General features: G+C 73.9%; 18 protein-coding genes, 1 tRNA gene and 1 pseudogene. 12 read left to right on the top strand and 8 right to left on the bottom strand.

What is annotated here, in order from left to right; all coding sequences use genetic code 11:
- The first annotated feature begins 259 nt into the window (after positions 1 to 259).
- The 3 genes from IF01_RS0110485 (at position 260) to pgm (ending at position 2,646) form a co-directional block, all read left to right on the top strand.
- Positions 260 to 339, top strand: a tRNA-Tyr gene (locus IF01_RS0110485).
- Between the two features lie 87 nt (positions 340 to 426).
- Positions 427 to 726, top strand: coding sequence for a YciI family protein (locus IF01_RS0110480; RefSeq protein WP_030393052.1), 300 nt, complete (start codon positions 427 to 429; stop codon positions 724 to 726).
- A 267-nt stretch (positions 727 to 993) separates the two neighbouring features.
- Positions 994 to 2,646 carry a phosphoglucomutase (alpha-D-glucose-1,6-bisphosphate-dependent) gene (pgm, locus tag IF01_RS0110475; RefSeq protein WP_030393051.1) on the top strand — a complete coding sequence of 551 codons (1,653 nt, stop codon included), beginning with the start codon at positions 994 to 996 and terminating at the stop codon, positions 2,644 to 2,646.
- A gap of 111 nt (positions 2,647 to 2,757) precedes the next feature.
- Here pgm and IF01_RS0110470 read toward each other — a convergent pair whose 3' ends face one another.
- Positions 2,758 to 4,179 carry a PASTA domain-containing protein gene (locus IF01_RS0110470; RefSeq protein WP_030393050.1) on the bottom strand — a complete coding sequence of 474 codons (1,422 nt, stop codon included), beginning with the start codon at positions 4,177 to 4,179 and terminating at the stop codon, positions 2,758 to 2,760.
- A 329-nt stretch (positions 4,180 to 4,508) separates the two neighbouring features.
- On the opposite strand from IF01_RS0110470, the pseudogene IF01_RS0110465 reads away from it, so the two are divergent.
- The 3 genes and pseudogenes from IF01_RS0110465 to IF01_RS0110460 all read left to right on the top strand — a co-directional run.
- Positions 4,509 to 5,345, top strand: a pseudogene (locus IF01_RS0110465) (hypothetical protein); the annotation flags it as partial.
- A complete protein-coding gene (locus IF01_RS49835; protein ID WP_244215490.1) occupies positions 5,325 to 5,735 on the top strand; it encodes a carbohydrate-binding protein in 411 nt (136 codons plus the stop codon). The pseudogene IF01_RS0110465 and the gene IF01_RS49835, both read left to right, overlap by 21 nt.
- 16 nt (positions 5,736 to 5,751) lie before the next feature.
- Entirely contained in the window at positions 5,752 to 7,809 is a 2,058-nt protein-coding gene (locus IF01_RS0110460; protein WP_030393048.1) for a PQQ-dependent sugar dehydrogenase, read from the top strand.
- An 18-nt stretch (positions 7,810 to 7,827) separates the two neighbouring features.
- Here IF01_RS0110460 and IF01_RS0110455 read toward each other — a convergent pair whose 3' ends face one another.
- Positions 7,828 to 8,259, bottom strand: a complete 432-nt coding sequence (locus tag IF01_RS0110455; RefSeq protein WP_030393047.1) for a hypothetical protein — start codon at positions 8,257 to 8,259, stop codon at positions 7,828 to 7,830.
- Positions 8,260 to 8,439: 180 nt separating this feature from the next.
- On the opposite strand from IF01_RS0110455, the gene IF01_RS0110450 reads away from it, so the two are divergent.
- Together IF01_RS0110450 and IF01_RS0110445 are read left to right on the top strand one after the other, a co-directional pair.
- A complete protein-coding gene (locus IF01_RS0110450) occupies positions 8,440 to 9,003 on the top strand; it encodes a dihydrofolate reductase family protein (RefSeq protein WP_030393046.1) in 564 nt (187 codons plus the stop codon).
- Positions 9,004 to 9,147: 144 nt separating this feature from the next.
- The gene (locus tag IF01_RS0110445; RefSeq protein ID WP_030393045.1) at positions 9,148 to 10,773 is read left to right on the top strand and encodes a hypothetical protein; all 1,626 of its coding nucleotides are present in this window, start codon (positions 9,148 to 9,150) and stop codon (positions 10,771 to 10,773) included.
- A gap of 63 nt (positions 10,774 to 10,836) precedes the next feature.
- Here IF01_RS0110445 and IF01_RS0110440 read toward each other — a convergent pair whose 3' ends face one another.
- A complete protein-coding gene (locus IF01_RS0110440) occupies positions 10,837 to 11,436 on the bottom strand; it encodes a TetR/AcrR family transcriptional regulator (RefSeq protein WP_030393044.1) in 600 nt (199 codons plus the stop codon).
- A gap of 111 nt (positions 11,437 to 11,547) precedes the next feature.
- Between IF01_RS0110440 and IF01_RS0110435 the strand changes: the two genes are divergently transcribed.
- The gene (locus IF01_RS0110435) at positions 11,548 to 12,600 is read left to right on the top strand and encodes an alpha/beta hydrolase (protein ID WP_030393043.1); all 1,053 of its coding nucleotides are present in this window, start codon (positions 11,548 to 11,550) and stop codon (positions 12,598 to 12,600) included.
- A 91-nt stretch (positions 12,601 to 12,691) separates the two neighbouring features.
- On the opposite strand, the gene IF01_RS0110430 is transcribed toward IF01_RS0110435, so the two are convergent.
- The 3 genes from IF01_RS0110430 to IF01_RS48170 all read right to left on the bottom strand — a co-directional run bounded on the left by IF01_RS0110430 (position 12,692) and on the right by IF01_RS48170 (position 16,956).
- Positions 12,692 to 13,897 (bottom strand): C40 family peptidase, encoded by a 1,206-nt coding sequence (locus tag IF01_RS0110430; RefSeq protein WP_030393042.1) that lies wholly within the window; start codon positions 13,895 to 13,897, stop codon positions 12,692 to 12,694.
- Positions 13,898 to 14,059: 162 nt separating this feature from the next.
- Entirely contained in the window at positions 14,060 to 15,355 is a 1,296-nt protein-coding gene (locus tag IF01_RS0110425; protein WP_030393041.1) for a hypothetical protein, read from the bottom strand.
- A gap of 302 nt (positions 15,356 to 15,657) precedes the next feature.
- Positions 15,658 to 16,956 carry a hypothetical protein gene (locus tag IF01_RS48170; protein WP_030393040.1) on the bottom strand — a complete coding sequence of 433 codons (1,299 nt, stop codon included), beginning with the start codon at positions 16,954 to 16,956 and terminating at the stop codon, positions 15,658 to 15,660.
- Positions 16,957 to 17,342: 386 nt separating this feature from the next.
- On the opposite strand from IF01_RS48170, the gene IF01_RS0110415 reads away from it, so the two are divergent.
- Positions 17,343 to 18,194, top strand: a complete 852-nt coding sequence (locus IF01_RS0110415; RefSeq protein WP_030393039.1) for a hypothetical protein — start codon at positions 17,343 to 17,345, stop codon at positions 18,192 to 18,194.
- 95 nt (positions 18,195 to 18,289) lie between these two features.
- Here the strand turns inward: IF01_RS0110415 and IF01_RS0110410 are convergent, their stop codons facing one another.
- Entirely contained in the window at positions 18,290 to 19,141 is an 852-nt protein-coding gene (locus IF01_RS0110410) for a hypothetical protein (RefSeq protein WP_030393038.1), read from the bottom strand.
- Between the two features lie 215 nt (positions 19,142 to 19,356).
- Here IF01_RS0110410 and htpG point away from each other — a divergent pair, with 215 nt between their 5' ends.
- Both htpG and IF01_RS0110400 read left to right on the top strand, forming a co-directional pair.
- Positions 19,357 to 21,288, top strand: coding sequence for a molecular chaperone HtpG (gene htpG, locus IF01_RS0110405; protein WP_030393037.1), 1,932 nt, complete (start codon positions 19,357 to 19,359; stop codon positions 21,286 to 21,288).
- Positions 21,289 to 21,544: 256 nt separating this feature from the next.
- Positions 21,545 to 22,630 carry an AraC-like ligand-binding domain-containing protein gene (locus tag IF01_RS0110400; RefSeq protein WP_078879854.1) on the top strand — a complete coding sequence of 362 codons (1,086 nt, stop codon included), beginning with the start codon at positions 21,545 to 21,547 and terminating at the stop codon, positions 22,628 to 22,630.
- Here IF01_RS0110400 and fabV read toward each other — a convergent pair.
- The gene (fabV, locus tag IF01_RS0110395; RefSeq protein WP_030393035.1) at positions 22,579 to 23,793 is read right to left on the bottom strand and encodes an enoyl-[acyl-carrier-protein] reductase FabV; all 1,215 of its coding nucleotides are present in this window, start codon (positions 23,791 to 23,793) and stop codon (positions 22,579 to 22,581) included. The genes IF01_RS0110400 and fabV overlap by 52 nt on opposite strands.
- Positions 23,794 to 23,893 lie beyond the last annotated feature (100 nt).

Below are 23,893 nucleotides of genomic sequence, written 5' to 3'. Positions count from 1 at the left end.
CACATCAGGGGTCGGGGGTAGTGATCCGGACACCCGCCGGGCCCGCCCGTCACGCCCCCGACCAGGGCGAACGAGCGTCAGGAGCGGTTCGGGCGTGGGCGACCGGTGGCCGGAAACCCGGTTGTCCGGCACCGGTGTCCCGGGGGAGAGTGGAGCTGTCGGGATCAAGGAACCACAGGGAACCGCAAAGAACCACAACCTGAGGAACCGCAGCCTGAGGGACCGCAAGGAACCGCAAGCAACGGAACCCGACGACCGAGGGCGAGCTGGGCCTGGGAGAGCCCAAGGGCCTGTAAAGCCCCCGCTTCGGCTGTGATGGTTCGAATCCATCCTCGCCCACCCTCGGACCGCGGCGGCCCTGTGCCGCGTCCTGCCCGCCGGATCCGTCCGATCCGGCGGGCAGGCCCTCCGGATAGGCTCGGCCGCATGTTTGTCCTGGAACTGACGTACACCGTGCCGCTCGACCGGATCGACGCCCGTCTGCCCGACCATGTGGACTGGCTGAACCGCCACTACGCGGACGGGACCTTCCTGGCCTCCGGGCGCAAGGTGCCGCGCGACGGTGGCATCATCCTCGCCGCGGGCGAGGACCGGGCGGCGATCGAGGCGCTCGTCGGCACCGACCCGTTCTCCGTCGAGGGCCTGGCGACGTACCGCGTCACGGAGTTCCTGGCGACCGTCGTCGCCCCCGTCCTGGAGTCCCACCGGCAGCAGCTCCCCGGCTGAGGTCCCTCCGGCCCGCGGGTGAACCGTCCGCGGGGTGTCGTTCCGTCCGCGAGGCGTCGAACCGACCACGAGGACGTCGTTCCGTCCGCGAGGCGTCCTCCGGGTGACGGCGCGGCGCCGGCGCGGTGTCGGCGGGGAAACGGCGGGGCGCTGCCCCGCCCCGGTTCGGCGACCGGTCGTGCACTGGCTACGATCGGTGAGCACGGGGCAAGGAAGCGCCGGGCCGCGGGCCGGGCGCACGGCGAGACATTCCAGTGGGAGAAGACGATGGCACACGCACGGGCCGGTCAGCCGGCGCAGCCGGGCGACCTGGTGGACGTGGCGAGGCTGGTGACGGCCTACTACACCCTGCACCCGGATCCGGAGGAGCCGGGCCAGCGGGTCGCGTTCGGCACCTCGGGCCACCGCGGCTCCTCCCTGGACGCGGCCTTCAACGAGGACCACATCGCCGCCACCACCCAGGCGATCTGCGAGTACCGGGCCGTCGAGGGCATCACCGGGCCGCTGTACCTCGGCGCCGACACCCACGCGCTGTCCGAGCCGGCCAGTGCCACCGCCGTCGAGGTGCTGGCGGCCAACGGCGTGACCGTCCTGCTGGACAGCGCCGACGGCTACACCCCGACCCCCGCCGTCTCGCACGCGATCCTCGCCCACAACCGCCGCAGCCCGCGGTCGCTCGCGGACGGCATCGTCGTCACCCCGTCCCACAACCCGCCCCGCGACGGCGGCTTCAAGTACAACCCGCCGAGCGGCGGCCCGGCCGGCTCGCTGGCCACCGGCTGGATCCAGGACCGCGCCAACGCCCTGATCCGCGAGGGCATGCGCGGCGTCAAGCGGGTCCCGTACGCGCGCGCCCTGGCCGCGGCGACCACCGGCCGCCACGACTACCTCACCTCCTACACCGAGGACCTCGTCTCCGTCCTCGACCTGGACGCGATCCGCGCGGCCGGCCTGCGGATCGGCGCCGACCCGCTGGGCGGTGCCTCCGTCGCCTACTGGGGCCGGATCGCCGAGACCCACCGCCTCGACCTGACCGTGGTCAACCCGGTCACCGACCCGACCTGGCGCTTCATGACGCTGGACTGGGACGGCAAGATCCGGATGGACTGCTCCTCGCCCGCCGCGATGGCCTCGCTGATCGCCCGCCGCGACGAGTACGCCATCGCCACGGGCAACGACGCCGACGCCGACCGGCACGGCATCGTCACCCCCGACGGCGGCCTGATGAACCCCAACCACTACCTCGCGGTCGCCGTCGACTACCTCTACCGCCACCGCGCCGACTGGCCGGCCGACGCCGCCGTGGGCAAGACCCTGGTGTCCTCCTCGATGCTGGACCGGGTCGCCGCCGACCTCCAGCGCGGGCTGGTCGAGGTCCCGGTGGGCTTCAAGTGGTTCGTCGAGGGCCTGCTGGAGGGCTCGATCGCCTTCGGCGGCGAGGAGTCGGCCGGCGCGTCGTTCCTGCGCCGCGACGGCGGGGTGTGGACGACGGACAAGGACGGCATCCTGCTCGCCCTGCTGGCCGCCGAGATCACCGCCGTCACCGACCGCACCCCCAGCCAGTACTACCGCGACCTGACGGACCGCTTCGGCGCCCCCGCCTACGCCCGGGTGGACGCCCCGGCGGACCGCGACCAGAAGGCGCTGCTCTCCCGGCTGTCGGCCGAGCAGGTCAAGGCCGGCGACCTCGCGGGCGAGCCGGTCACCGCCGTGCTCACCGAGGCCCCGGGCAACGGCGCGGCCATCGGCGGCATCAAGGTGTGCACCGAGAACGCCTGGTTCGCCGCCCGCCCGTCCGGCACCGAGGACGTGTACAAGATCTACGCGGAGTCCTTCCAGGGGCCCGAGCACCTCGCCCGGGTCCAGGAGGAAGCGCGGGAGCTGGTCAACGAGGTGCTCGCGGGGTCGGCCTCGGCCTGACGGACCGGCGTCCGGTACCGAGTCGAGCCGAGCCGACGTGCCGCGGCCCGGTGGGGTGCACCCACCGGGCCGCGGCACGTCGCCGTATGCGGGCCCGGGGTGGGCCGTGGCTCAGCGAATGATGGGTCTGATCGCGAACCAGAGCGTGACCGGTGCGTCCAGGGCGACCACCGTGCCGGCGGGAGGGTCGGTGCGGAGCGCCTGGTTCAGGGGCTTGGTGCCGTCCTGTTCGCTGAAGACGGTGACCTTGGTGAAGTGGAGGTCCCGGAGCAGCTTCTCGGAGTCGGCGCGGGTGAGGCCCGCGACGGCGGGGACCGGCGCCCGCCCGTCCGAGACCCGCAGGACGACGGTCGCCCCCGCCGGGACCTCGGTGCCGGCGGCCGGGTCGGTGGCGAGGACCTGGAGCGCGGGCAGCCGGCCGGCGGTGACGGTGGCGGCGGTCGAGCGCAGGCCGAGGTCCTTGAGCTCTGCCTCGGCGGTGGCCTCGTCGAGCCCGGCCAGGGACGGGAGCACGACCGTTCGGGGGGTGGGCGAACGGGTGGGCGGGGTGCTGGGCGGGGTGCTGGGCGAGGTGGACCGGGGCGGGACGGGGGGCGAGGGCTTCACCTTCCCGCCCCCGTTCCCGCCGCCGCTACCGCTCACGCTCCCGGGGCGCCCGCTCACCGATGCGGGTGAGAACGCCGAGGTGACCTGGGCCGGGACGGGCTGCGCGGAGACAGCGCCCGCGCCCGGTCCCGCCGTGGAGGTGCCGCCGTCCCGGCCGCGGCCGAGCACCACGAAGACCGCCACCAGCACCGCCACGACCGCCACCAGCACGGCGATCACCAGGGGTCCGCAGCCACCGCCGGTCCGACCGCCGGTCCCACCGTCCGGCCGCCCGGGCCGCTGCGGGCGCCCCGGCGTCGACGGCCGCCCGGGCGAGGGCCGCCCGCCGCCTCGCCCGCCGTCCCCGCCGCTGCTCCGGCCACCGCTGCTCCCGTCGTCGCGGCCCCGGTCGCCGTCCCGATGCAGGTCGACGTCGAACTGCCCGGGCACGTCCACCGCGAACGCCGCGCAGGCCGCCCCCTGGTGGGCCGAGGTCGCGGCCACCCGCAGCGCGACGCCGAACCGGGAGGGCAGCGCACCCTGCGCCCGGCCCACGACGTCGGCCGCCGGTACGCCGAAGCGGGAGGCGATGTCGAGGGCCGGCCCTACCAGGTCCAACGGCACGGAGTACCGCAGCTCGATCCGCCGGGTCGCCCCGGAAGCGAGCGGTGCCTCGGCCGCCCGCCGGTCGAAGTCCAGCCGCCCGCGCACGGGTTCGACCGGTTCGAGGTGGAAGCCCGTGGCCCGCGGCCCGGCGTTGCACACCAGCAGGTCCACCAGCACCGTGCCACCGGCCACCCCGAACCGGCGCTCCGGTTCGCACCAGGCCCGCACCCCGGCGTCCGCCCCGGCCCGCAGGTCGGTGCCGCAGTACTCGCCCGGGCAGTAGACGCCGAGCCGTTCGACCCCGTCCGTCCGGGAGCCGCACAGTTCGCAGTACAGCGCCATGGTCCCCCCCTCGGTCCCGGCCCGCCCCGGAGCTACCCGGCCGCCCGCCCCGGGAACCGCCACCACCCGGACCGGGACCGGCCCGTGACCGGTCGAGTGCTGACCCGTCATCACCCGTTCGAGGGCGGCGTCGCGGTGGCCCGGTGCGGTGCCGCTGGCAATAATTGGGAAAGTTTCCTAACCAAATGCCTTGACCGTGCACCCTCACGCCGGGATTCTGTACGTCACCTGCCCTGACGGCCCGTCCGTCCCAGCGAGCGGGACCCCACTCCCGCCGCGCTCCCCTTCCGCTGCTCTCCGGCGTTCTCCCCCCGACCGCAAGGAGTCACGTGAACAGGCCCACCCGTCGAACCGTCCTCGGTGCCGCGCTCTCCGCCGCCGCCACCGTCGGACTTCCCCGAACCACCGCCACCGCTGCCGCCACCGTTGCCGCTGCCGATGCCGCCGCCCCGGCCGCCGCGCTCAGCGTCTCCAGCTGGCAGCAGCGCTGGGCCCCCTCGGCCGCCGCCGACGGGCTCGCCGCCTTCGAGACGGTCGAGGACGACCGCGCCGACTCCCACCCCGCCGGGCACCCGCACATCCGGGCCGAGGGCGACACCTACCGCTGGACCATGCACACGGTCGACCGGGACTCCGCCACCGACCGGCAGCGGCAGGAGGTCACCGGAATGCGCAGCCCGGCGGGCGGCGCCTTCCTGGAGTGGAAGTCCGGTCAGACCTGGCGGACCACCTACGCGATGTACATCCCGTCCGTGCTGAAGGCCACCACCAGCTTCACCCACATCATGCAGATCAAGCAGCCCGGCAACGGCACCTCGCCGATCGTCGTCCAGTCGCTGCGCCGGGTCGGCGGTGCGCAGACCATCGAGCTCCAACTCCCCATCAGCGACGTCCTGGTGGGGCGAACCAGCCTGGACCCGCTGCACGACCGCTGGGTGGACGTGGACTTCCGGATCACGGTGGGGGACGGTTCCTCCGGCTCGGTCCGGTGGATCCTGCGCAGCGCCGGCGCCACCGTCGTCGACATCGAGCGGACCGGCGTCGACACCTTCCTCGCCGACCGGGTGCGGCCCAAGTGGGGCATCTACCGCTCGCTCGGCGACACCTCCGGCTCGCTCCAGGACTGCTATCTGCTGACCAGGGAGATGCGCGGCTACCAGCTGGTCCCCGGCCCCTCCGGGGTCTTCCGGGCGGACGAGGCACGGGTCTCGCAGGGCACCGTCGACACCGACCACACCGGCCACAGCGGTGCCGGGTTCGTCAACCTGGAGAACACGCCGGGGAGTTATGCCGAGTGGACGGTCCGGGCGGCGGCCGCCTCGACGGCCTCGCTGGAGCTGCGCTACGCCAACGGCACCGCCGCCGGCCGGCCGATGGACATCGCCGTCAACGGCACCCGGATCGCCGCCGGGCGCACCTTCGCCCCGACCGCGAACTGGGACACCTGGGCGACCGCGGCCCTGCCGGTGTCGCTGAAGGCCGGGGTCAACACCGTCCGGTTCACCTCGACCACCGCCGACGGCGGCCCCAACCTCGACCGGATCACCGTCCGCTGACCCCCTGGAGGAGCGCATGCGTCCGACATCCGCAGGCGGCGTGGGTCTCGCCGTCGCCGCACTGATCATCACCACCGCGACCGTCCCCCCGGCCCAGGCCCAGCCACGACCCCGGTTCGCCGCCACCGACCACCAGGCCGAGGACGCCACCGTCGTCCAGGGCGCCGTGGCCACCAACCACACCGGGTACACCGGCACCGGCTTCGTCGACTACACCAACGTGGCCGGCTCCTACGTCGAGTTCGGCGTCGGCGCCACCTCGGCCGGCACCGCCCCGCTGACCTTCCGCTACGCCAACGGCACCGCCGTCGACCGCCCGATGGACATCTCCGTCAACGGCACCGTGGTCGCCGCCGGCGTCTCCTTCCCGGCCACCGCGGACTGGAACACCTGGGCCGCCCGGACGCTGAACGCGCCGCTCAGGGCCGGGACCAACACCGTGCGCGCCACCGCGACCACCGCCAACGGCGGCCCCAACCTGGACCGGCTCACCGTCGGCACCGCCGCGGCCGACACCACCGCGCCGAGCCGCCCGGGTCAGCCGTCCTGCAGCGCCGTCGGCCCCAACGGCCTGACCCTCGGCTGGCCGGCCGCCACCGACAACGTCGGCGTCACCGCGTACGACATCTACGAGCACGGCAACAAGCTCGCCGAGACACCCGGCGACACCACCGCCAAGGCGCTCACCGGCCTCACCCCCGGCACCACCTACAACCTCAGCGTGATCGCCCGGGACGCCGCCGGCAACGCCTCCCCGGCGAGCGTCGCCGTCGACTGCACCACCGGTGCCGGGGACGACCCGCCGCCGAGCGCGCCCGGCGCCCCCACCGTCTCCGCCGTCACCGCCACCTCCGCCAAGCTCGACTGGGCGGCGGCCACCGACGACAAGGGCGTGGTGGCGTACGAGGTCCGCAGCGGCGGCGCCGCGCTGGCCACCGTCACCGGCACCCCGCCGGCCACCGGCACCACCGTCACCGGCCTGGCCTGCGACGCGCCGTTCACCCTGACCGTGGTCGCCAAGGACGCCGCGGGCGGCGTCTCCCCGGCCTCCGCCCCGGTCTCCTTCACCACCGCCGCCTGTCCGGCCGACGGCGGCGTCCCGGGCTCGCCGACCACCCTCAGCAGTGGCTGGACCGTGCCCTGGGGCATCTCCTGGATGCCGGACGGCTCCAGCGCGCTGGTCACCGAGCGGGACAGCTTCAAGGTCTTCAAGCAGGCCAAGAGCGGTACCAGGACGGCGATCGGCGCCGTGCCCAACACCGTCACCACCGACGGCGAGGGCGGCCTGCTCGGCGTGGCCGTCGACCCCAACTGGTCCACCAACCACTACGTGTACTTCATGCACACCGCCGCCGAGGGCAACCGGATCGTCCGCATGACCTACAACGGCAGCACCCTCTCCGGCTACACGGTTCTGCTCCAGGGCATCAAGAAGAACCGCTACCACAACGGCGGCCGGTTGGCCTTCGGCCCGGACGGCTACCTCTACGCCACCACCGGCGACGGCCAGACGCCCGACCTCGCGCAGGACAAGAACTCCCTCAACGGGAAGATCCTGCGGATGACCACCGCGGGCAAGCCCGCCCCGGGCAACCCGTTCAACAACTACGTCTACAGCCTCGGCCACCGCAATCCGCAGGGCCTCGCCTTCGACCGCAACGGACGGCTCTGGGAGGCCGAGTTCGGCGACTCCAAGTACGACGAGCTCAACCTGATCAAGCCGGGCGCCAACTACGGCTGGCCGACCTGCGAGGGCACCTGCGGCAAGTCCGGAATGACCGACCCCAAGGCCAGCTGGCCGGTCAACCTCGCCTCCCCGAGCGGCATCGCCATCGTCCGCAACGTGGTCTACCTGGCGGCGCTGCGCGGCACCCGGATGTACCGGATCCCGATCAACGGCGACACCGAGTCGGTCGGCACCGCGACCTCCTACTACGTCGGCACCTACGGCCGCCTGCGCACCGTCAGCAAGGTCCCCGGCGCCGACCAGCTCTGGCTGACCACCACCAACGCGGACAACAACGGCAACCAGCCGGACGGCTCGGACAAGATCTTCAGGATCACCATCGGCTGAGCCGCCCCGGGCGGGATCCTAGATCTCGAAGTCCTCGGCGAGGTCCTCCCAGCGGAGGTCCCGGAGCGCGGTGTCGGCGTCCTCCTCCGAGGGGAGGACGGGGGTGTCCTGGAACCACACGAGGGTCAGGGCCGAGTAGTACGACACCGCGTCCCGGCCGGGACCGACCGGCCGGGAGGTGAAGCGTCCGACGCAGGTCACGGCCGGCAGCACCTCCACCGGTCCGAAGGCGCCCGGGGTGTCGTCCGGGAGGTGCCGGACCGGGTCGACCAGGTGCACGGGCACCGAGGGCGCGGCCTCCCGGGCGTTCCTGAGCTCGCGCTCCAGCTTGAGGTCGTTGATCCGCCGGAACGGATACCCCTCCAGGAAGCCCCCGTACGTCGAGGACAGCCGCACGTCGGAGAGCTCGATCGAGCGGCCGGAGGAAAGGTGGATCTTCGTCAGTGCCATGGCGGCCAACCTAGCGGCGCGGCGCGCCCCGGCCGACCGAATATCCTGCCGCGCGGCGGTCGGCGGGGGGCGGCCGCGCAGGCGGGGTGACTCCGTCCGGGGGATCCCGCCGGACAGGACGGCCCTCGCCGCGTCCCCGGGCCCTACTGTCGGAGGCCGGTGACGCGGAGGAGAGCCGGTATGCGCAAGGTGACGTACTCGATGGGCATGTCGCTCGACGGTTACATCGTCGGGCCCGACGGCGGTTTCGACTGGTCGGGGCCGGACGAGGAGGTGTTCCGGCTCGCGCTCGACGAGCTCCGGGGGGTGGGCGTCCATCTGATGGGGCGCCGGCTGTACGAGACGATGCTGTACTGGGAGACCGCCGAGGAGGACCAGTCCCTCGACGAGGTCGAGCGGGAGTGGACGGCGCTCTGGAACCCGCTCCCGAAGGTGGTGTTCTCCACCACGCTGTCGGAGGTGCGGGGCAACGCCCGGCTGGCCACCGGCACGGTCGCGGAGGAGATCGCCCGGCTGCGGGCCGAGCCGGGGGAGGGCGAGATCGCCATCGGCGGTGCGACCCTCGCCGCCGCGGTGGCCGCCGCGGGCCTGATCGACGAGTACCGGCCCCGGGTGCACCCGGTGCTGGTCGGCGGCGGCATCCCGTTCTTCCCCCGGCACGAGCGCCGGCAGGACCTCGAACTCCTGGAGACCCGCACCTTCACCTCCAAAGTCGTCCACCTCCGCTACCGGGTACTGCGCTAGGGGGCGCCGTTCGAGCCGTTCCCCGGCCGTGGTGTGGCCGGTTCGGGCCACTGCCCGCGCGGGGGTGGGCGGCGGGCTACGTTCCGGGGCAGGGAGGCCCGCCCGTCCGGGGGCGGGCGGTGGAACGAGCGGGGAGCACGGCTGATGGCCGATCAGACGGTGGACGACCGGAACCTGTGGCGGTCGGTGTACCGCCGGGAGGGTGGCTGGGGGCCGGACTCGCGGTTCCCCGGCCACCGGAGCGCGGCCGAGCCGGTCCTGGTGGCGCTCGACGACGAACTGCTGTGCCTGCACGTCGGCGAGCCGTACGGCAAGGGCGAGCACGACGTCCTCGACCTGTGGTGGACCGGGTTCGTCCCGGCCGGGGCGCGGCTGCGGGCGGCGGAGCTGGACGCGTTGAAGGCCGCGTCGAAGGACGGGGCGGCCGAGCAGGACGACCCGGACGCCGCGATCGCGGCCGCCGAGTCGGCGGTGGCGGAGGCGGTCACCTGGGCCCCGGACGCCGTCGTCGACACGGCGGTCCACTACGAGGGCAGCACCCGCGTCCGGTACGAGAACGCGGTGAGCACCGGTGCGCCGGCCGCGGCCGTGCACAACGGCGCCGTCCACGTCCTGTTGACGGTGCGGGACGCCGAGGAGCCGGACTCGCCGGCGCAGCTCGTGGAGCTCACCTACGGCCGACCGCGGGGAGCCGGGGCGGACACGGCCCGGGTGTGGCGGGAGGGCCGCGCGCTTCCCGTCCCCGGTGCGACGGGTGCGGCCCTGGTCCCGTTCCGGGGCGCGCTGCACGCCTTCGTCCCGGGCGTCGAGGGCGGCGTCCACTGCGTCCGTGACGAGGCGTCGGAGCAGTGGCGGCGCGTGGCGGGGCCCGTCGAGGCGCTCGCGGGAGCGTCGTTCCTGGCCGCCGCCGGGCACGGGGACAACATCCACGTCCTCGCCGGGGACGACACCGGCCGCCTTGTGCACGTGGTGTTCGACGGCGCGGCCTGGACGGCACCCGTCGAGGTCGCGGCCGCGGTCGCCGCGAACGTCGCGCTGGTCTCGTCGGACGGCGCCCTGCACGCCGTCCTCCCCGGCCGGGGCGGCCCGCAGTTGCTCCACACCGTGTTCGACGGCGCGGCCTGGACGCCGCCGGTCGCGGTCGAGGGGCACGACTCCCGGCACACCCCGGGCCTGCTCGCCCTCACCGACGGGCCCGAGGGGGACCGGCGGAGCGCGCTGCTGATGGTCCACCGGGGCGTGGAGGACTTCGTGCCGCCCCCGCGCCCGGCCCCGCCCGCCGCGCCGTCGGTGACGGGCACGGGCGGCTGGGTCGTCGGTGCCACGGTGGAGGGCTACGGCAGCGGCGGCTGGTCGCGGGCCCGCTCCCACGTCGAGGCCGGTCCGGCGGAGTTCGAGGACGGCGGCCCGGCCACCAGGGGCATCCTGGCCGAGGCGCTCGTCCGCGCCGAGTACTACTGGGGCTTCTGCTACCAGGCCGACACCGCCGACATCGCCGGCCGTGCCGCCCTCTACGAGGTCGTTGCCGCGCCGGACGGCGGTGAGCGCCTGGAGCACCGGAGCGACCAGGACCGGCACTTCTCCGCCACCGCCGGCGCCGTCTCGCGTTCGACCGTGTCCTGGCCGGACCTGGGTGCCGGGACGTACGAGATCCGCTTCACCGGGCGGCGTACGGGCGGCCACTGGTCCGCCACCGGCTCCGGCGGTACCGGGGGCGTCGACCTCGGTGACGCGGAACTGGCCGTCTCGACCGTCCGCGTCACGGTCTGACCCACCGCCACAGGGGTCCGGGCGGCACCCGCCCGGACCCCTGTGCGCGTACGGCCCCGGATCTCAGCCCCGTCCCCGCAGGCCGTCCAGGACGGTGTCCGCGAGGCGCTCCGGCAGGTCCGGCTCGATCGGGCGGTGGCCGAGCAGGGCGCGGGTCTGGAGGGGGGAGCAGAGCAGCTCCAGGGCGAGACCGGTGTCGGTGCCGGCGGGGAGTTCCCCGCGTTCGACCGCCCGCTCGACGATGGCGCCGGCCAGTTCCAGGCGGGACTGCCAGAACGTTTCCCAGGCCTCGGCCAGGCCGGGGTCGTCGGAGCTCAGCGCGGCCGCCCGGGCGACCGCGCGGCCCGCCGGAGTGGCGAGGTAGTCGGCCAGCGCGCGGGCGAAGGCGGCCAGGTCGGTGCGGACGTCACCGGTGTCGGGGACGGGGATGCCCTCGGTGCTCCCGGCCAGCATGGCGTCCAGGACGAGTTTCTCCCGGGTACCCCAACGCCGGTACACCGTGGTCTCGTTGACGCCCGCCCGGGCCGCGACCGCGGCGATGCCGAACCGGGCGACGCCCTCCTCGGCCAGTACCTCCAGAGCGGCGGCCAGAACGGCCTGGCGCACCCGCGCGGCGCGGCCGCCCGGGCGGCGGCGGATCGGCTCCGCGTCTTCCTCGGTCATGTGTCGATCACCTCGCCCACCACCTTAACGCAAGGCTACTTGCGTTAAGTGCTGTCCAGGCGCATAGTCGTTAACGCAAGCGTTCTGGCTTTAAGTGCAATGGGAGGCACCATGTCCTTCACCTGGCCCGTGGACCCGCAGGACCTGTTCGTCGAGCGCTACCCCCAGATGACCCTCGGCCTCCCCGCCGAGGAGGTGGACGCGGTCCGCGCCGCGATCACCGAGATGTGGCCCGACCGGCCCGGCGGCTGGGTGCACGAGTGGTCCGCGCTCGCCGCCCGGCACGCGGACGCCGGCAACCACCGCCTGGCCGCGCAGGCGTACGGCTGGGCCAAGTTCCCGGCCCTGGCCGACGGTCCGAAGCGCACCGCGCTCACCCGCCAGGTCGAGCAGTACGTCCTCGCCGCCCCGGACTTCCCGGTGGAGTTCGAGCGCCGCACGCTCACCGTCCCGTACCGCGGCGGCGAGGCCCGCCTGCCGGTCCATCTGATGGCGGCGCCCGGACTGCCCGCCGACGCGCCGGTGGTCCTGGCCAGCGGCGGGGTGGACTCCTGGAAGACCGACCTGCACGGCATGTGGGAGCAGCTCGCGCTCGCCCTGCCCGCCCGGCTGCTGCTGTTCGACCTCGCCGGCACCGGGGAGACCGCCCACCTGCCGATGACCCCGGACGGCGGGGCCGAGGTGATCGCCGGGCTGGTCGCCTTCGCCCGCACGATCGGCAACGGCAGGGTCGGCCACTTCGGCATCTCGATGGGCGGCTACTACTCCGCCCGGACCGGACTGACCGGCGCGGTGGACGCCGCCGTGGTGCTCGGCGGCCCGGTCGAGCGGTCCTTCGCCCCGGGGCGCGGCTTCGCCTTCGGCATGGACGGCATCGTCGGCAACGCCCTGGGCTTCGACGCGCTGCCCGGCACGGCCGAGCGCGAGGCGGCCTTCGCCGCCTTCGACCTGCGCGCACTGCTGGACCAGGACGCCAACGGGCCGATGCTGGTGGTCAACGGCACCGAGGACGTCCATGTGCCGGTGGAGGACACCCTGGTGTTCGAGGGCCGCCGGGACACCGGGGTCGTGCTGATCCCGGACACCGGCCACTGCGCCATCTCCCGCTTCGGCGAGGCGATGGCCGTGATCACCCCCTGGCTGGCGGACACCCTGGCCGGCTGATCCGCCGGCCGGCCGATCGGCGCGGTCAAGTACGGAGGCAGCGGGAAGCCGGGAGGCCGCCACGGCACGGCGGCGGCCTCCCGAACCGCCGCTACGGTCGGACGGCGCCCATGTAGGGCATGACGCCGATCGAAAGGACCTCGATGTTCTTGCCGGTCCGGGGAGCGTGGATCATCTTGCCGTCGCCGATGTAGACGCCCACGTGGTGCAGGTCGGGGTAGAAGAAGACCAGGTCGCCGGGCTGGAGGTCGCCGCGGCCGATCCGGGTGCCGACCTTCCACTGCTCCTGGGACGTGCGGGGGAGGCTGACGTCGGCCGCGCGGTAGGCGGCGCCGGTGAGGCCGGAGCAGTCGAAGCTGCTGGGGCCGGTCTTGCTCCAGCCGTAGGGCTTGCCGAGCTGGGCGTAGGCGAACTGCACGATGGCGGCGGCGCGGCCACCGGCGGCCGGCGGTGCCGGGGTGTTCGCGGCCGGCGGGGGAGTGTTCGCGGCGGGGGACTGCGGGGTCGCGGTCTGCGGATTTGAGGTCTGCGGGCTTGCGGTCTGAGGGGCGGCGGCGCCCTTGCCTGCCGCCTCCTTCGCGGCGGCCTTGGCCTTGTCGGCGGCCTCCTTGTCGGCGGCCTTGGCACGCTCGGCGGCAGCGGCCTGCTGGGCGGCGGCCTTGGCCCTGTCGGCCGCCTCCTGGGCGTTGATCTTGGCGCGCTCCTCGGCGCTGAGCTTGTTGAGCAGCGCCTCGGACTGGGCGAGCTTGCCCTGGATCTCGCTCTTCTGGGCGTTGAGCGAGGCGCCGACGGCGTCGAGGTCGGCCAGGGTGGCCGCGGCCTCGGCGCGCTCCTGGTCGAGCTTGCGCTGTTCGTCCTGGGCCCGCTTGAGCAGGCTCGTCCACGAGCCGGCGACCTGGTCCTGCACCGAGGCGCGCCCCAGGTAGCTGGCCGGGTCGGAGTCCAGCATGAGCTGGATGCCCGGGTCGATGCCGTTGTTGCGGTACTGCTCGGCGCCCACCACACCGAGCTGGGTGCGCAGTTCGTTCATGGCGTCCTGGCCGCGGGCGACCTTCTCCTGGATCCGGTTGGCCTCGCCCTGGAGCTTCTGCTGCTTCTCCTGGAAGCCGTTGAAGCGCTCGATCGCCTGCTCGGCCTCCTCGTTCAGCCGGTCCACCTGCTCCTTGACGGAGGCGAGGGTGGGAGCGGGCTCGGCATGGGCCGTGCCGGAGGCGAGCACCGCCCCACCGGCCACGGCCGTGGTGAGGACCGCCAGGCGGGCCCGGCTCGGGGGGCTGGGCTTGCGACGCTTTCCCATGGCGGTGGGTGCTCCTTCGGGTGGCCTGCACGGACACTGAAGAAACGTTCCGGGGATCTTCGCGGGTTCAGCCCGGGGCACGGACCGGCCCGAAAGGGCACCTGGGGGCAGGCCGGGAACCCTCCCCGCGCCGCCGCGCGAGGAGGGTTCCCGGAGTGTCGGTCAGCCCTGGACGAACCAGCCGGTCAGGTCGGCGATCACCTGGGTGGACCCGGCGGAGTGGTGGTAGACGTCCACCGATCCGGGGTTGCCGCCCAGCTGGGCGGTGACGGCGTTGGCCACCGTCTGCCCGACGTTGAAGTTGAGGCTCGACGTCCCGGGCCGGCCGGCCTCGTCGGCGGCGAAGACCTCCAGATGCCCGGCGGCCTGCGGCTCGGTGGCGGTCACGTTCAGGGTGACGGCGGTGGCGTTGTCCGGAACCCCGGCGACACCGGCCACCGGGAACCGGAGCGTGCTGAAGGCTGGCGTTCCGGATCCGTAGCGGGTGTCCAGCACCCGGGTCTGGTCGGTCACCGCGCTGTAGAGGTTCAGGCCCGAGGGGCCGTAGGCGCCGACGATGTCGACCACGAGCTCGGTGGAGCCGGTGTTGAAGAGCTTGACCTTGCCGTCCGCGCCGACCGGGACCACGACCTGGTTGGCGACGGTCCGCCCGGGGCCGTAGCTGACGTTGGAGCCCTGGTGCGGCAGCGTGGTGCCGGAGGGGTAGGCGACCACGAAGCCCTCGGTCGACGGGTCGACGGCGGTGACGTTCAGGACCACGGCCTTGGCGTCGGCCGTGCCGAGGTCCTCCCGGGCGACGTCGGCGGTCACGATGCCGCCCCAGCCGAGGCGCCCGCCCTCGACCCGGGTGTCGGCCAGCCGGGTCGGGCGGACCGGGTCGTACTTCTGGCCCCGCCGCTCCGGGGTACTGGGTGCGTAGTAGCCGAGGATGTCGACGACGACACTGGTCCGGCCCGCGCTGTTGTAGACGCTGATCCGCGGGCTGCGGTTCGTCCCGCGCGGGGAGAGTGCGACGGTGGCCGTGTTGGAGACCGTCTGGCCTGCCTCGAAGTTCAGCGTGGACGTGGCCGGTGTCCCCGTCTGGCCGGCCGCGTCCGGGCGGACGGTCAGGTAGCCGTCCGCGGTGGTGTCGGTGGCGGTCACGTTGACGACCACGGCGGTCGCGTCGTCCGGGACGGCCGTGAGCTCCTGCGGAGGGTGGTGGCTCCAGCCGGCGACGGGGAAGGCGAAGGTCTCGCCGGCCTCCACCGCGCGGGGGCGGCGGAGCGGGGTCTGGTCGTAGGTACGGGTGTCGAGGATCCGGGAGATGTTGAGCGGTACGAAGGAGGCCGGGGCGGTGGCCCCGGCGGAGGAGGCGCCGACGGCGACGGTGTCCGGCGCGGCCGAGGCGGTGGTGACGGGCAGGGCCAGGACCAGGGCCGTGAGTGCGGCGACGGCCATGGCGGAACGGGCACGCATGAGTGGATTCCCCCCGAGGAATGGTGGACTGCAGACTGTTTCGACAGTCTGCTGTTTCTGTGGACGGCTGAGCCGTCGTTTCGACGACGAATGATTTCGGGAACGTTCGCCGGTGATTCAGGGCACGCCGAATACCCGGCCGGCGTGCGCGGCTTTTTCCTGCGGACCGATTGTGCCCCCCCGAAGTACGGGTGATGAAGGTCCGCCGGGCGTCGCCGCGGTGGGGCGCGGCGATGGACGGTGGAGCAGCCGCCCCGTCGCCCTCCCCGCGCCGCGGCGCGGGGAGGGCGACGAGGTGTCGGTCAGCCCTGGACGAACCAGCCGGTCAGGTCGGCGATCACCTGGGTGAAGCCGGCGGCGTGGTGGTAGACGGCTACGGAGCCGGGGTTGCCGCCCAGCTGGGCGGCGACGCCGTTGGCGACCGTCCGGCCGGCGTCGAAGTTGAGGTTCGACGTGCTGGGGCGGGCGGCGGTCCCGTCGGCGGCGAAGACCGCCAGGTGGCCGTCGGCCTGCGGCTCGGTGGCGGTCACGTTCAGGGTGACGGCGGTGGCGTTGTCCGGAACCCCGGAGCGACCGGCCACCGGGAACTCCAGCGTGCTGAAGGCCCAGGCTCCCGCTCCGGGGCGGGTGTCCAGCAGGCGTGCCTGCTCGGTCACCGCGCTGTAGAGGTTGTGGCCCGAGGGGCCGTAGTAACCGACGATGTCGACCACGAGGTCGGTGGAGCCGGTGTTGAAGAACTCGATCGTTCCCTCCGGGCCGACCGGGACCACCACCTGGTTGGCGACGGTCCGCCCCGGTCCGTAGTTGAGGTGGGAGCCCTCGGCGGGCAGCGGCCAGCTGGTCGGGTGGGCGACGACGAAGCCCTCGGTCGACGGGTCGACGGCGGTGACGTTCAGGACCACCGCCGTGGCGTCGGCCGTGCCGAGGTCCCGCCGGGCGACGTCGGCGGTCACGACGCCGCCCCGGCCGAGGCGCCCGCCCTCGACCCGGGTGTCGGCCAGCCTGGTCGGGCGGACCGGGTCGTACTTGTGGCCCGGCCGCTGCGGGGTGCTGGGCGCGTAGTAGCCGAGGATGTCGACCACGACATCGGTGGTGCCGGCGTTGTTGTAGACGTTGATCTGCGGGCTGCTGTTCGCGCCGCGCGGGTCGACCGCGACCGTGATCATGTTGGAGACGGTCTCGCCGGCCTCGAAGTTGAGCGTGGACGTGACCGGTGCCCCCGGCATGGCGCCGTCGCGGCGGACGGTGAGGTAGCCGGCGGCGGTGGTGTTGGTGGCGGTCACGTTGACCACCACGGCGGTGGCGTCCGCCGGGACGACGGGCAGCTCGCGCGGAGGGTGGTTCTGCCAGGCGGAGAGCGGGACGTCGAAGCTCTCCCCGGGCTGCAGCTTCCGGGCCGCCCCGGCCGGGTTCTCCTGGTCGCTGCGGGTGTCGAGCGCCCGGGTGAGGCCGATCGGCACGAAGGCGCCCGGGGCGGTGGCCTGGCCGGGGCCGACGGGCAGGGCCCGAGGGGCGGCCGGGGTGGCCGAGGCGGTGGTGACGGGCAGGGTCAGGGCCAGGGCCGTGAGTGCGGCGACGGCCATGGCGGAACGGGCACGCATGAGTGGATTCCCCCCAAGGAATGGTGTGTTGCAGGCCATCCCCTTGGCCTGCATTCCTATGGACGGCCGATCCGTCGCATCGGTTGCGAAGGATTCCGGGAATTTTTGGCCGCGGATCCGGGGGTGCCGCAAACCCGGAGAACCCGGAGAACCCGGAGAACCCGGGGCGAAATCCTTCGGCGGACCGGCATGCCTTTCCGTGGACGGAGGCGGCGACGGACCGCCCCCGTGAGGACGTCCGGCGCCCGCCCTCTGCGGTCGCGGATCCGACCCTTGCAGTCGGAGGTGTGACACCGGACGCGCGGGCGGCGCTGATGGACACGAGGGGGCCGACCGGCCGCTCCGGACGGTCCCATCGCTCCCACCACCCATGACGAACGGTGATCATGCACGCCACCCGTACCACCCGCGCCATATTCACGGCCGCGGCAGCCGGCTTCCTGACCCTCTCCGCGGCGCCCTCGGCGTTCGCCGGCGCCGGCATCTACAGCGTCCCGGTCCACCAGGACCTCCCCGTCACCGCGACCGGCTTCGGCGATCACGAGGCGAAGTGCGGCTCGATCGGTCCGGGCCAGGACGGCTGGCACTTCGTCCTCCCGGGCAACTCGACGGACTTCGTCAAGCTCACGGTCGCCTTCGATAACGGCACCCCACAGGTGGTCACCGCCTTCGGACCGCCCACCACCAAGCACGCCTACGTCGCATCCGCGCCCGGCGCGAAGTTGACCTCGGCCACCGCCGAGGTCAACGGCGGTGAGGTGAAGTGGTTCAACCTCTCGCACACCTGCCCGGCGACGAACACCACGCCGTCCACGCAGCCGTCCACGCCGCCGGTCACCCCGCCCGTGACGCCGCCGGTCCCCCCGTCCGCCACCCCGTCGGCCACGACGAAGCCGTCGACGCCCGCGCCCTCGGGCTCGACCACCCCGGCCGGCACCACCTCGCCGACCGCCACGGGGGCGCCGAGCGCCACCTCCTCCGGGTCGCCGTCGGCCTCCACCACGCCCGCCACGAGCGGCACCGCGTCGGCCTCCCCCTCGGCGCGCCCGACCGTCCCGGGTGGTCCGACGGCCGCGGCCGCCGCCGCGGGGGCGCCCTCGCCGACCGCCGCAGCGGTCGGCCCGGACAGTCTGGCCTCCACCGGTGCGAACATCGGCCTGACCCTGACGGCCGCCCTCGGCCTGGTCGGGGCGGGCACCTTCCTGGTCGTGCGCCGCCGGAAGGCCGGCCGCCACTGACCCGGGCGCCCTCCGAGCCCTGAGCGGCCGATGACGTCGGGGCGGGGTCACCCGGCCCCGCCCCGACGTCGTTCGCCGCCCGCCCCGTCACCGCCTCAGGCCGTCGTTCCCGACGCGGCCGGCTGTTCGGCGTCGCCGAACCGGGCCAGGGTGAGGGCACCGAGCACGGCGGCGGCGAAACCCAGGACGGCGAGCGGGGCGAGGTCGTGGCGGGTGTGGTCGCCGAGGAGGAGGACGCCGACGACGGCCGGGCCCAGCGTCTCGCCGAGCACCATCGCGGCGGTCGCGGCCGTGACCGACCCGGTCTGCATGGCCCAGGTGAGGGCGGCGAAACCGCCGAGGCCGGCCAGCGCGATCGCATAGGCCGAGGGTTCGGTGAGCAGATCCGGCAGCCGGGGGTCGGGCAGCACCCGGACGGCGACGCCGACCACGCCGAACTGGAGGCCGGCCACCAGACCCAGCAGCGGCGCCCGGCGGTGATCGGTGAAGCGGACCACGGCCCAGCCCGCGCCGATCAGCAGCAGCGAGGCGAGCAGCACACCGAGCCGCAGCGCCGTGCTGCCCCGGCCGGGGCCGTCCCGCCCGGCGCTCACGGCGAGCACGCACAGCCCCGCGCAGACCGCCGCCACCCCGGCCCACTCGCTGCGCCGCAGCCGCACCTTCAGCACCCGGGCGGCGCCGACGGCGGTCACGGCGAGCGCGGAGGCCAGCACCGCCTCGACCTCGTACAGCGGGAGCCGGTCCAGGGCGAGGAGTTCGGCGCCGAAGCCGAGCATGTCCATCCCGACGCCCACCAGGAACGGCCACTGCCGGAACGCCCCGGCGAGCGCCGCCGCCCCGCCGGGCGGCAGCCCGGCCGAGGCGCGCCGGGCCCCGACCGCCTGGAGCACGGTGGCGGAGCCGGTGAGCAGGGCGGCGGCCAGGGCCGCGAGCAGGCCGAAGGACATGCGCCGACGGTACGGGCCGCCGCCGTCCGTGCTCCGCTCCGGCACGCCGGGGGGAGGGCCTACGATTCCGGTGGCCGGTACGTCTCCGTGCGGAGCCGTACCGTGTCCGTCCGTCATCACCGTCGACACCGTCGTGACTGGTTGTGCCGTCATGACCGTCAGTACCGTTGATGCCGTCAACACCGTCATGCTGTCGTGCTGAAAGGGGCCCCAGAGTGGCCAGTAGTGTCGAGACGCTGGAATTCCAGGCCGAGACCCGGCAGTTGCTCCGGCTGGTGATCCACTCGATCTACTCGAACAAGGACATCTTCCTGCGCGAGCTGATCTCCAACGCCTCCGACGCGTTGGACAAGCTGCGGCTGGAGTCGCTGGCCGGCTCCACCGTCGGGGCCGACACCTCGGACCTGCACATCGCCCTGGAGGTCGACCGCGAGGCCCGCACGCTGACCGTCCGTGACAACGGGATCGGCATGAGCCGGGACGACCTGGTCGACCTGATCGGCACCATCGCCAAGTCCGGGACCGCCGGCCTGCTGGAGAAGATCAAGGAGTCCCAGGACGCCGCCGCCGCGCAGAGCCTGATCGGACAGTTCGGCGTCGGCTTCTACTCGGCGTTCATGGTCGCCGACAAGGTCACCCTGCGTACCCGGCGGGCCGGTACCGACGCCGGCACCCAGTGGGAGTCCGACGGCGAGGGCACCTACGAGCTCCAGGCCGTCGACGGCCTGCCGGTGGGCACCTCGGTCACGCTGCACCTCAAGCCGGTGGACGGCGAGGACGGCCTGGCCGACTACCTGGCCGGGTGGAAGATCCGCCAGATCGTCAAGCAGTACTCGGACTTCATCCGCTGGCCGATCCGGATGGCCGCCGAGGGCGCCGGCAGCACCGGGTCCGACGAGGACGCCGCCGCCGAGCCCGCCGTCGAGACGCTCAACTCGATGAAGGCGCTCTGGGCCCGGCCGCGCAGCGAGGTCACCGAGGCCGAGTACACCGAGTTCTACCAGCAGATCAGCCACGACTGGCTCGCCCCCGCCGAGACCATCCACATGCGCGCCGAGGGCACCTTCGAGTACGAGGCGCTGCTCTTCGTCCCCGCGCAGGCGCCGTTCGACCTGTTCTCGCGCGAGACCAAGCGCGGCGTGCAGCTGTACGTCAAGCGGGTGTTCATCATGGACGACTGCGAAGCGCTGATGCCGAACTACCTGCGCTTCGTCAAGGGAGTGGTGGACGCCCACGACCTGTCGCTGAACATCTCGCGGGAGATCCTGCAGCACGACCGCCAGATCCAGGCCGTGCGGCGGCGCCTGGTCAAGAAGGTCCTCGGCGCGCTCAAGTCGGTGCAGGCCAACGACGCCGAGCGCTACGCCAAGCTGTGGGACCAGTTCGGCCGGGCGCTGAAGGAGGGCCTGGTCGAGGACCCCGACAACTCCCAGGCGCTGCTGGAGCTGCTGTCGCTGCCCTCCACCCACGATACCGAGCGGCCCACCACGCTGCGCGACTACGTGGAGCGGATGAAGGAGGGCCAGGACGCCATCTACTACCTGACCGGCGAGACCCGGGCCACGGTGGAGAACTCCCCGCACATGGAGGCGTTCACCGCCAAGGGCTACGAGGTGCTGGTCCTCAGCGACCCGATCGACGAGATCTGGGCCGACCGGATCCCCGCCTTCGACGGCCACCGGTTCCAGTCCATCGCCAAGGGCCAGGTCGACCTGGACGAGGCGGCCGGCGAGGACGAGGAGGCCGAGGCCGAGCGGACCCGGCGCGAGCAGGACTTCGCCGAACTGCTGCCCTGGCTGACCTCGGCGCTCTCCGAGCAGGTGAAGCAGGTCCGGCTGTCCTCGCGGCTGACCACCTCCGCGGCCTGCATCGTCGGTGACGCCGACGACATCTCCCCGACCCTGGAGAAGATGTTCCGGGCGACCGGGCAGGAGATGCCCCCGGTCCGGCGCACCCTGGAGCTCAACCCGGGCCACCCGCTGATCACCGCCCTGCGCACCTCGTACGCGGCCGACCCGGCGAACCCGGCGCTGACCGAGATCGCCGAGCTGGTGTACGGCGGCGCGCTGCTCGCCGAGGGCGGGGACCTGCCCGACCCGGCCCGCTTCACCCGGCTGCTCACCACCCACCTGACGCGGGGTCTGTAGCGTCCGCGCCCGCCGTCCCCCGCCGTCTCCCGGCGGTCTCCCGGCGGTCTCCCGGCGGTCTCCCGGCGGTCTCCCGCCGTCTCCTACCGCCTCCCGCCGCCGCCCGTCCCGTCACCCCGGGGCGGGCGGCGCCGTCCCCGGACGCTCCGGGGCGGCGTGTAGTGGATCATGGACAGGTGGCGGCGGACATCGTCGTCCGAGGTCGGGGCCGGGCGATCGACGGCCCGGACCGACACGGCGCGAGGACGGGGGTCCCATGGGGTGGTCGAGCGTGTCGGCGGCGGTCGTGCCGGCGGAGGACCGGTTCGAGTGGTTCCGCGAGGCCGTCGCCAGCGAAGTGATGCCGCTGTCCATCAGTACGGACCACGCCGCCGGTTTCCACGCCGACATCGCCGGCGTGGAGCTGGGGCCGGTCCGCATGGCCTCGTTCGCCTACTCGCCGATCGTGGCGCGGCGCTCGGCGGCACACGTCCGGCAGGGCGATCCCGAGGACTACCAGCTGACCCTGGTGTCGGGAGGCTCCTTCCGGCTCTCCCACACGGGCCGGGACGAGCTGATCGCCGGGGACATGGTGCTGGCGGACACCTCGCGCCCGATGACGACCGAGTGCGTGCGCGCCGACGGACCGGTCCGGGCCGTGGTGCTCCAGGTCCCCCGGTCCGCGGTACCGCTGCGCCCCGAGCGGGTGGACCGGCTGCTCGCCCGGCGCATCCCCGCCCGGCGGGGCAGCGGGGCGATCCTCTCCGGCTTCCTGAACACCCTGGTCGGCCAGGCGCCGTACTGCGCGGAGGAGGAGCTGGCCGGTCTCGGGCCGGTGGTGCTCGATCTGGTCGGCGCCTGTCTGGCCCACCAGCTGGGAGCGCTGGACGAGGTGCCGGCGGACGCCCGGGCCAGGCTGACGCTGGAACGCGTCCTCGCGTTCATCGAGCACAACCTCGGCGATCCGGACCTCACACCCCGGCTGATAGCCGAGCGTCACAACCTGTCCCTGCGCGCCCTCTACGCGCTCTTCGAGGACCGGCCCGAGAGCGTCGCGGCCACCGTTCGTCGCCGCCGGCTGGAGCGGTCCCACGCCGACCTCGCCCGCCGCGACCCCGGTGACCGTTCCGTCCAGGCCGTCGCCGCCCGCTGGGGCTTCTCCAGCCATGCCGTCTTCAGTCGCGCCTTCCGTGAGTGGTACGGCGTCACCCCGAGCGAGCACCGGGCCGGGGCGGAGGCCGGTGCCGGGGCCGGGGCCGGTGCTGGGGCTGGGGCCAGGACCGGGGCTTGCGTGGCAGACGCGTCGGACGGTCAGGCGGTGGGGGCGGGCCAGGGGACGTCGGTGGCGACCGGAGCGGCGTAGTCGACCCCCGGCACGGCGAAGCCGTAGAGGCGCCGGACCTCGGCGCGGAACCAGTCGAGGTCGGCGAGCCCGCCGACGGTGTCCGTGGTGGCGGCCCGCCAGCGTTCGGCCACGGCGGCCTGGACGGCGTCGGCGAGTTCCCAGCCGTCCAGGCGGACCCGGCCCTCCTCGTCGAGGGCGAGCGGGGCGGTGCCGGTGAGCTGGTCCCACAGGGCGGCGAGCTGGTGGACCGGCGGGACCATGCCCTCGCCGAGGACGCCGCGCAGCAGGCCGGTGTAGAGGGCGATGCCGGGGACGGCGGTGGAGGACTGGGTGACGGCGGCGCCGTTGACGGAGGTCACGGCCCGCCCGCCGACCGTGGCGCCGAGCCGCTCGTCCAGGGCCCGGGCGGTGGCCTCCAGGTGCACCTTGGCCGCGCCGATGGTGCCCTGACGGTAGATCGCGGCCGTCAGCGGCGAGCCGATGTACGACAGCGCGGCGGTGGTGAAGCCCTCGGCGAGCAGGCCCCGGGCGGCCAGGTGGTCGATCCAGCGCTCCCAGTCCGCGCCGCCCATCACGGCCACGGTCTGCTCGATGTCGTCGCCCTCGGCCGGCGCGGTCTCGACCTCGCGGACCTCCGCGCCGCCCTCGTCGTCGAAGACCAGGGTGCTGGTGCGGCTCGCCCCGCCGATCGGCTTGAGCACGGAGGCGTAGGTGGTGCCGGTGTCGGGGTCGGTGCGGCGGGGCGCGGCGACGGAGTACACGAGGTGGTCCAGCCGGCCGCCGAAGCGCTCCTGGAGGAGCTCGGCGACCTGCTCCTTCACCGGGTCGGAGAAGGCGTCGCCGTTCAGGAACACCAGGTCCCGTCCGGCCGCGCGGGCGAGTTCGGCGGTGGCGGCGGTGCGGTACCAGCCCGCGGTGGCGGTGCGCCGTTCGGTCGGGGCCTTCTCGAAGGACACCGCGATCCCGCGGACTCCGGCCCGCTTGAGCCCGGCGACGGTGGCGGCGAGGCCGTAACCGGCCGAGGAGCCGATGACCAGGGCGACCGGACCGTCACCGTCGGGCACCCGGGCCGGGGCGGGGCAGGCTTCCCACATGTCGGTCACCAGCTGTCGGCAGCCCTCCGGGTGGGCGTCGAGGAAGAGGAAGCCCCGGTTGCGGGGAGTGAGGACACGCGGGGTCATGGTGGTACGTCCTGGGGGTCGGCCGGGGGCGCGGCGGGAACGGGGTGCGGCGTCCGGTGGGGTCCGCCGCGTGCTGCCAGTCTGCGGTGGCGGGGGCGCG

Source organism: Kitasatospora purpeofusca (assembly GCF_000718025.1).
GTDB classification, from domain to species: Bacteria; Actinomycetota; Actinomycetes; order Streptomycetales; family Streptomycetaceae; genus Kitasatospora; species Kitasatospora purpeofusca.
The sequence above is the reverse complement of the archived record's forward strand: the minus strand, read 5'-3'. Positions and strand labels throughout refer to the sequence as shown.

Excerpts from the sequence above, each read along its gene's own strand:
- IF01_RS0110480 (WP_030393052.1), top strand. The coding sequence starts at position 427 with ATGTTTGTCCTGGAACTGACGTACACCGTGCCGCTCGACCGGATCGAC.
- pgm (WP_030393051.1), top strand. The coding sequence starts at position 994 with ATGGCACACGCACGGGCCGGTCAGCCGGCGCAGCCGGGCGACCTGGTG.
- IF01_RS0110470 (WP_030393050.1), bottom strand. The coding sequence starts at position 4,179 with ATGGCGCTGTACTGCGAACTGTGCGGCTCCCGGACGGACGGGGTCGAA.
- IF01_RS49835 (WP_244215490.1), top strand. The coding sequence starts at position 5,325 with ATGCGCGGCTACCAGCTGGTCCCCGGCCCCTCCGGGGTCTTCCGGGCG.
- IF01_RS0110460 (WP_030393048.1), top strand. The coding sequence starts at position 5,752 with ATGCGTCCGACATCCGCAGGCGGCGTGGGTCTCGCCGTCGCCGCACTG.
- IF01_RS0110455 (WP_030393047.1), bottom strand. The coding sequence starts at position 8,259 with ATGGCACTGACGAAGATCCACCTTTCCTCCGGCCGCTCGATCGAGCTC.
- IF01_RS0110450 (WP_030393046.1), top strand. The coding sequence starts at position 8,440 with ATGCGCAAGGTGACGTACTCGATGGGCATGTCGCTCGACGGTTACATC.
- IF01_RS0110445 (WP_030393045.1), top strand. The coding sequence starts at position 9,148 with ATGGCCGATCAGACGGTGGACGACCGGAACCTGTGGCGGTCGGTGTAC.
- IF01_RS0110440 (WP_030393044.1), bottom strand. The coding sequence starts at position 11,436 with ATGACCGAGGAAGACGCGGAGCCGATCCGCCGCCGCCCGGGCGGCCGC.
- IF01_RS0110435 (WP_030393043.1), top strand. The coding sequence starts at position 11,548 with ATGTCCTTCACCTGGCCCGTGGACCCGCAGGACCTGTTCGTCGAGCGC.
- IF01_RS0110430 (WP_030393042.1), bottom strand. The coding sequence starts at position 13,897 with ATGGGAAAGCGTCGCAAGCCCAGCCCCCCGAGCCGGGCCCGCCTGGCG.
- IF01_RS0110425 (WP_030393041.1), bottom strand. The coding sequence starts at position 15,355 with ATGCGTGCCCGTTCCGCCATGGCCGTCGCCGCACTCACGGCCCTGGTC.
- IF01_RS48170 (WP_030393040.1), bottom strand. The coding sequence starts at position 16,956 with ATGCGTGCCCGTTCCGCCATGGCCGTCGCCGCACTCACGGCCCTGGCC.
- IF01_RS0110415 (WP_030393039.1), top strand. The coding sequence starts at position 17,343 with ATGCACGCCACCCGTACCACCCGCGCCATATTCACGGCCGCGGCAGCC.
- IF01_RS0110410 (WP_030393038.1), bottom strand. The coding sequence starts at position 19,141 with ATGTCCTTCGGCCTGCTCGCGGCCCTGGCCGCCGCCCTGCTCACCGGC.
- IF01_RS0110400 (WP_078879854.1), top strand. The coding sequence starts at position 21,545 with ATGGGGTGGTCGAGCGTGTCGGCGGCGGTCGTGCCGGCGGAGGACCGG.
- fabV (WP_030393035.1), bottom strand. The coding sequence starts at position 23,793 with ATGACCCCGCGTGTCCTCACTCCCCGCAACCGGGGCTTCCTCTTCCTC.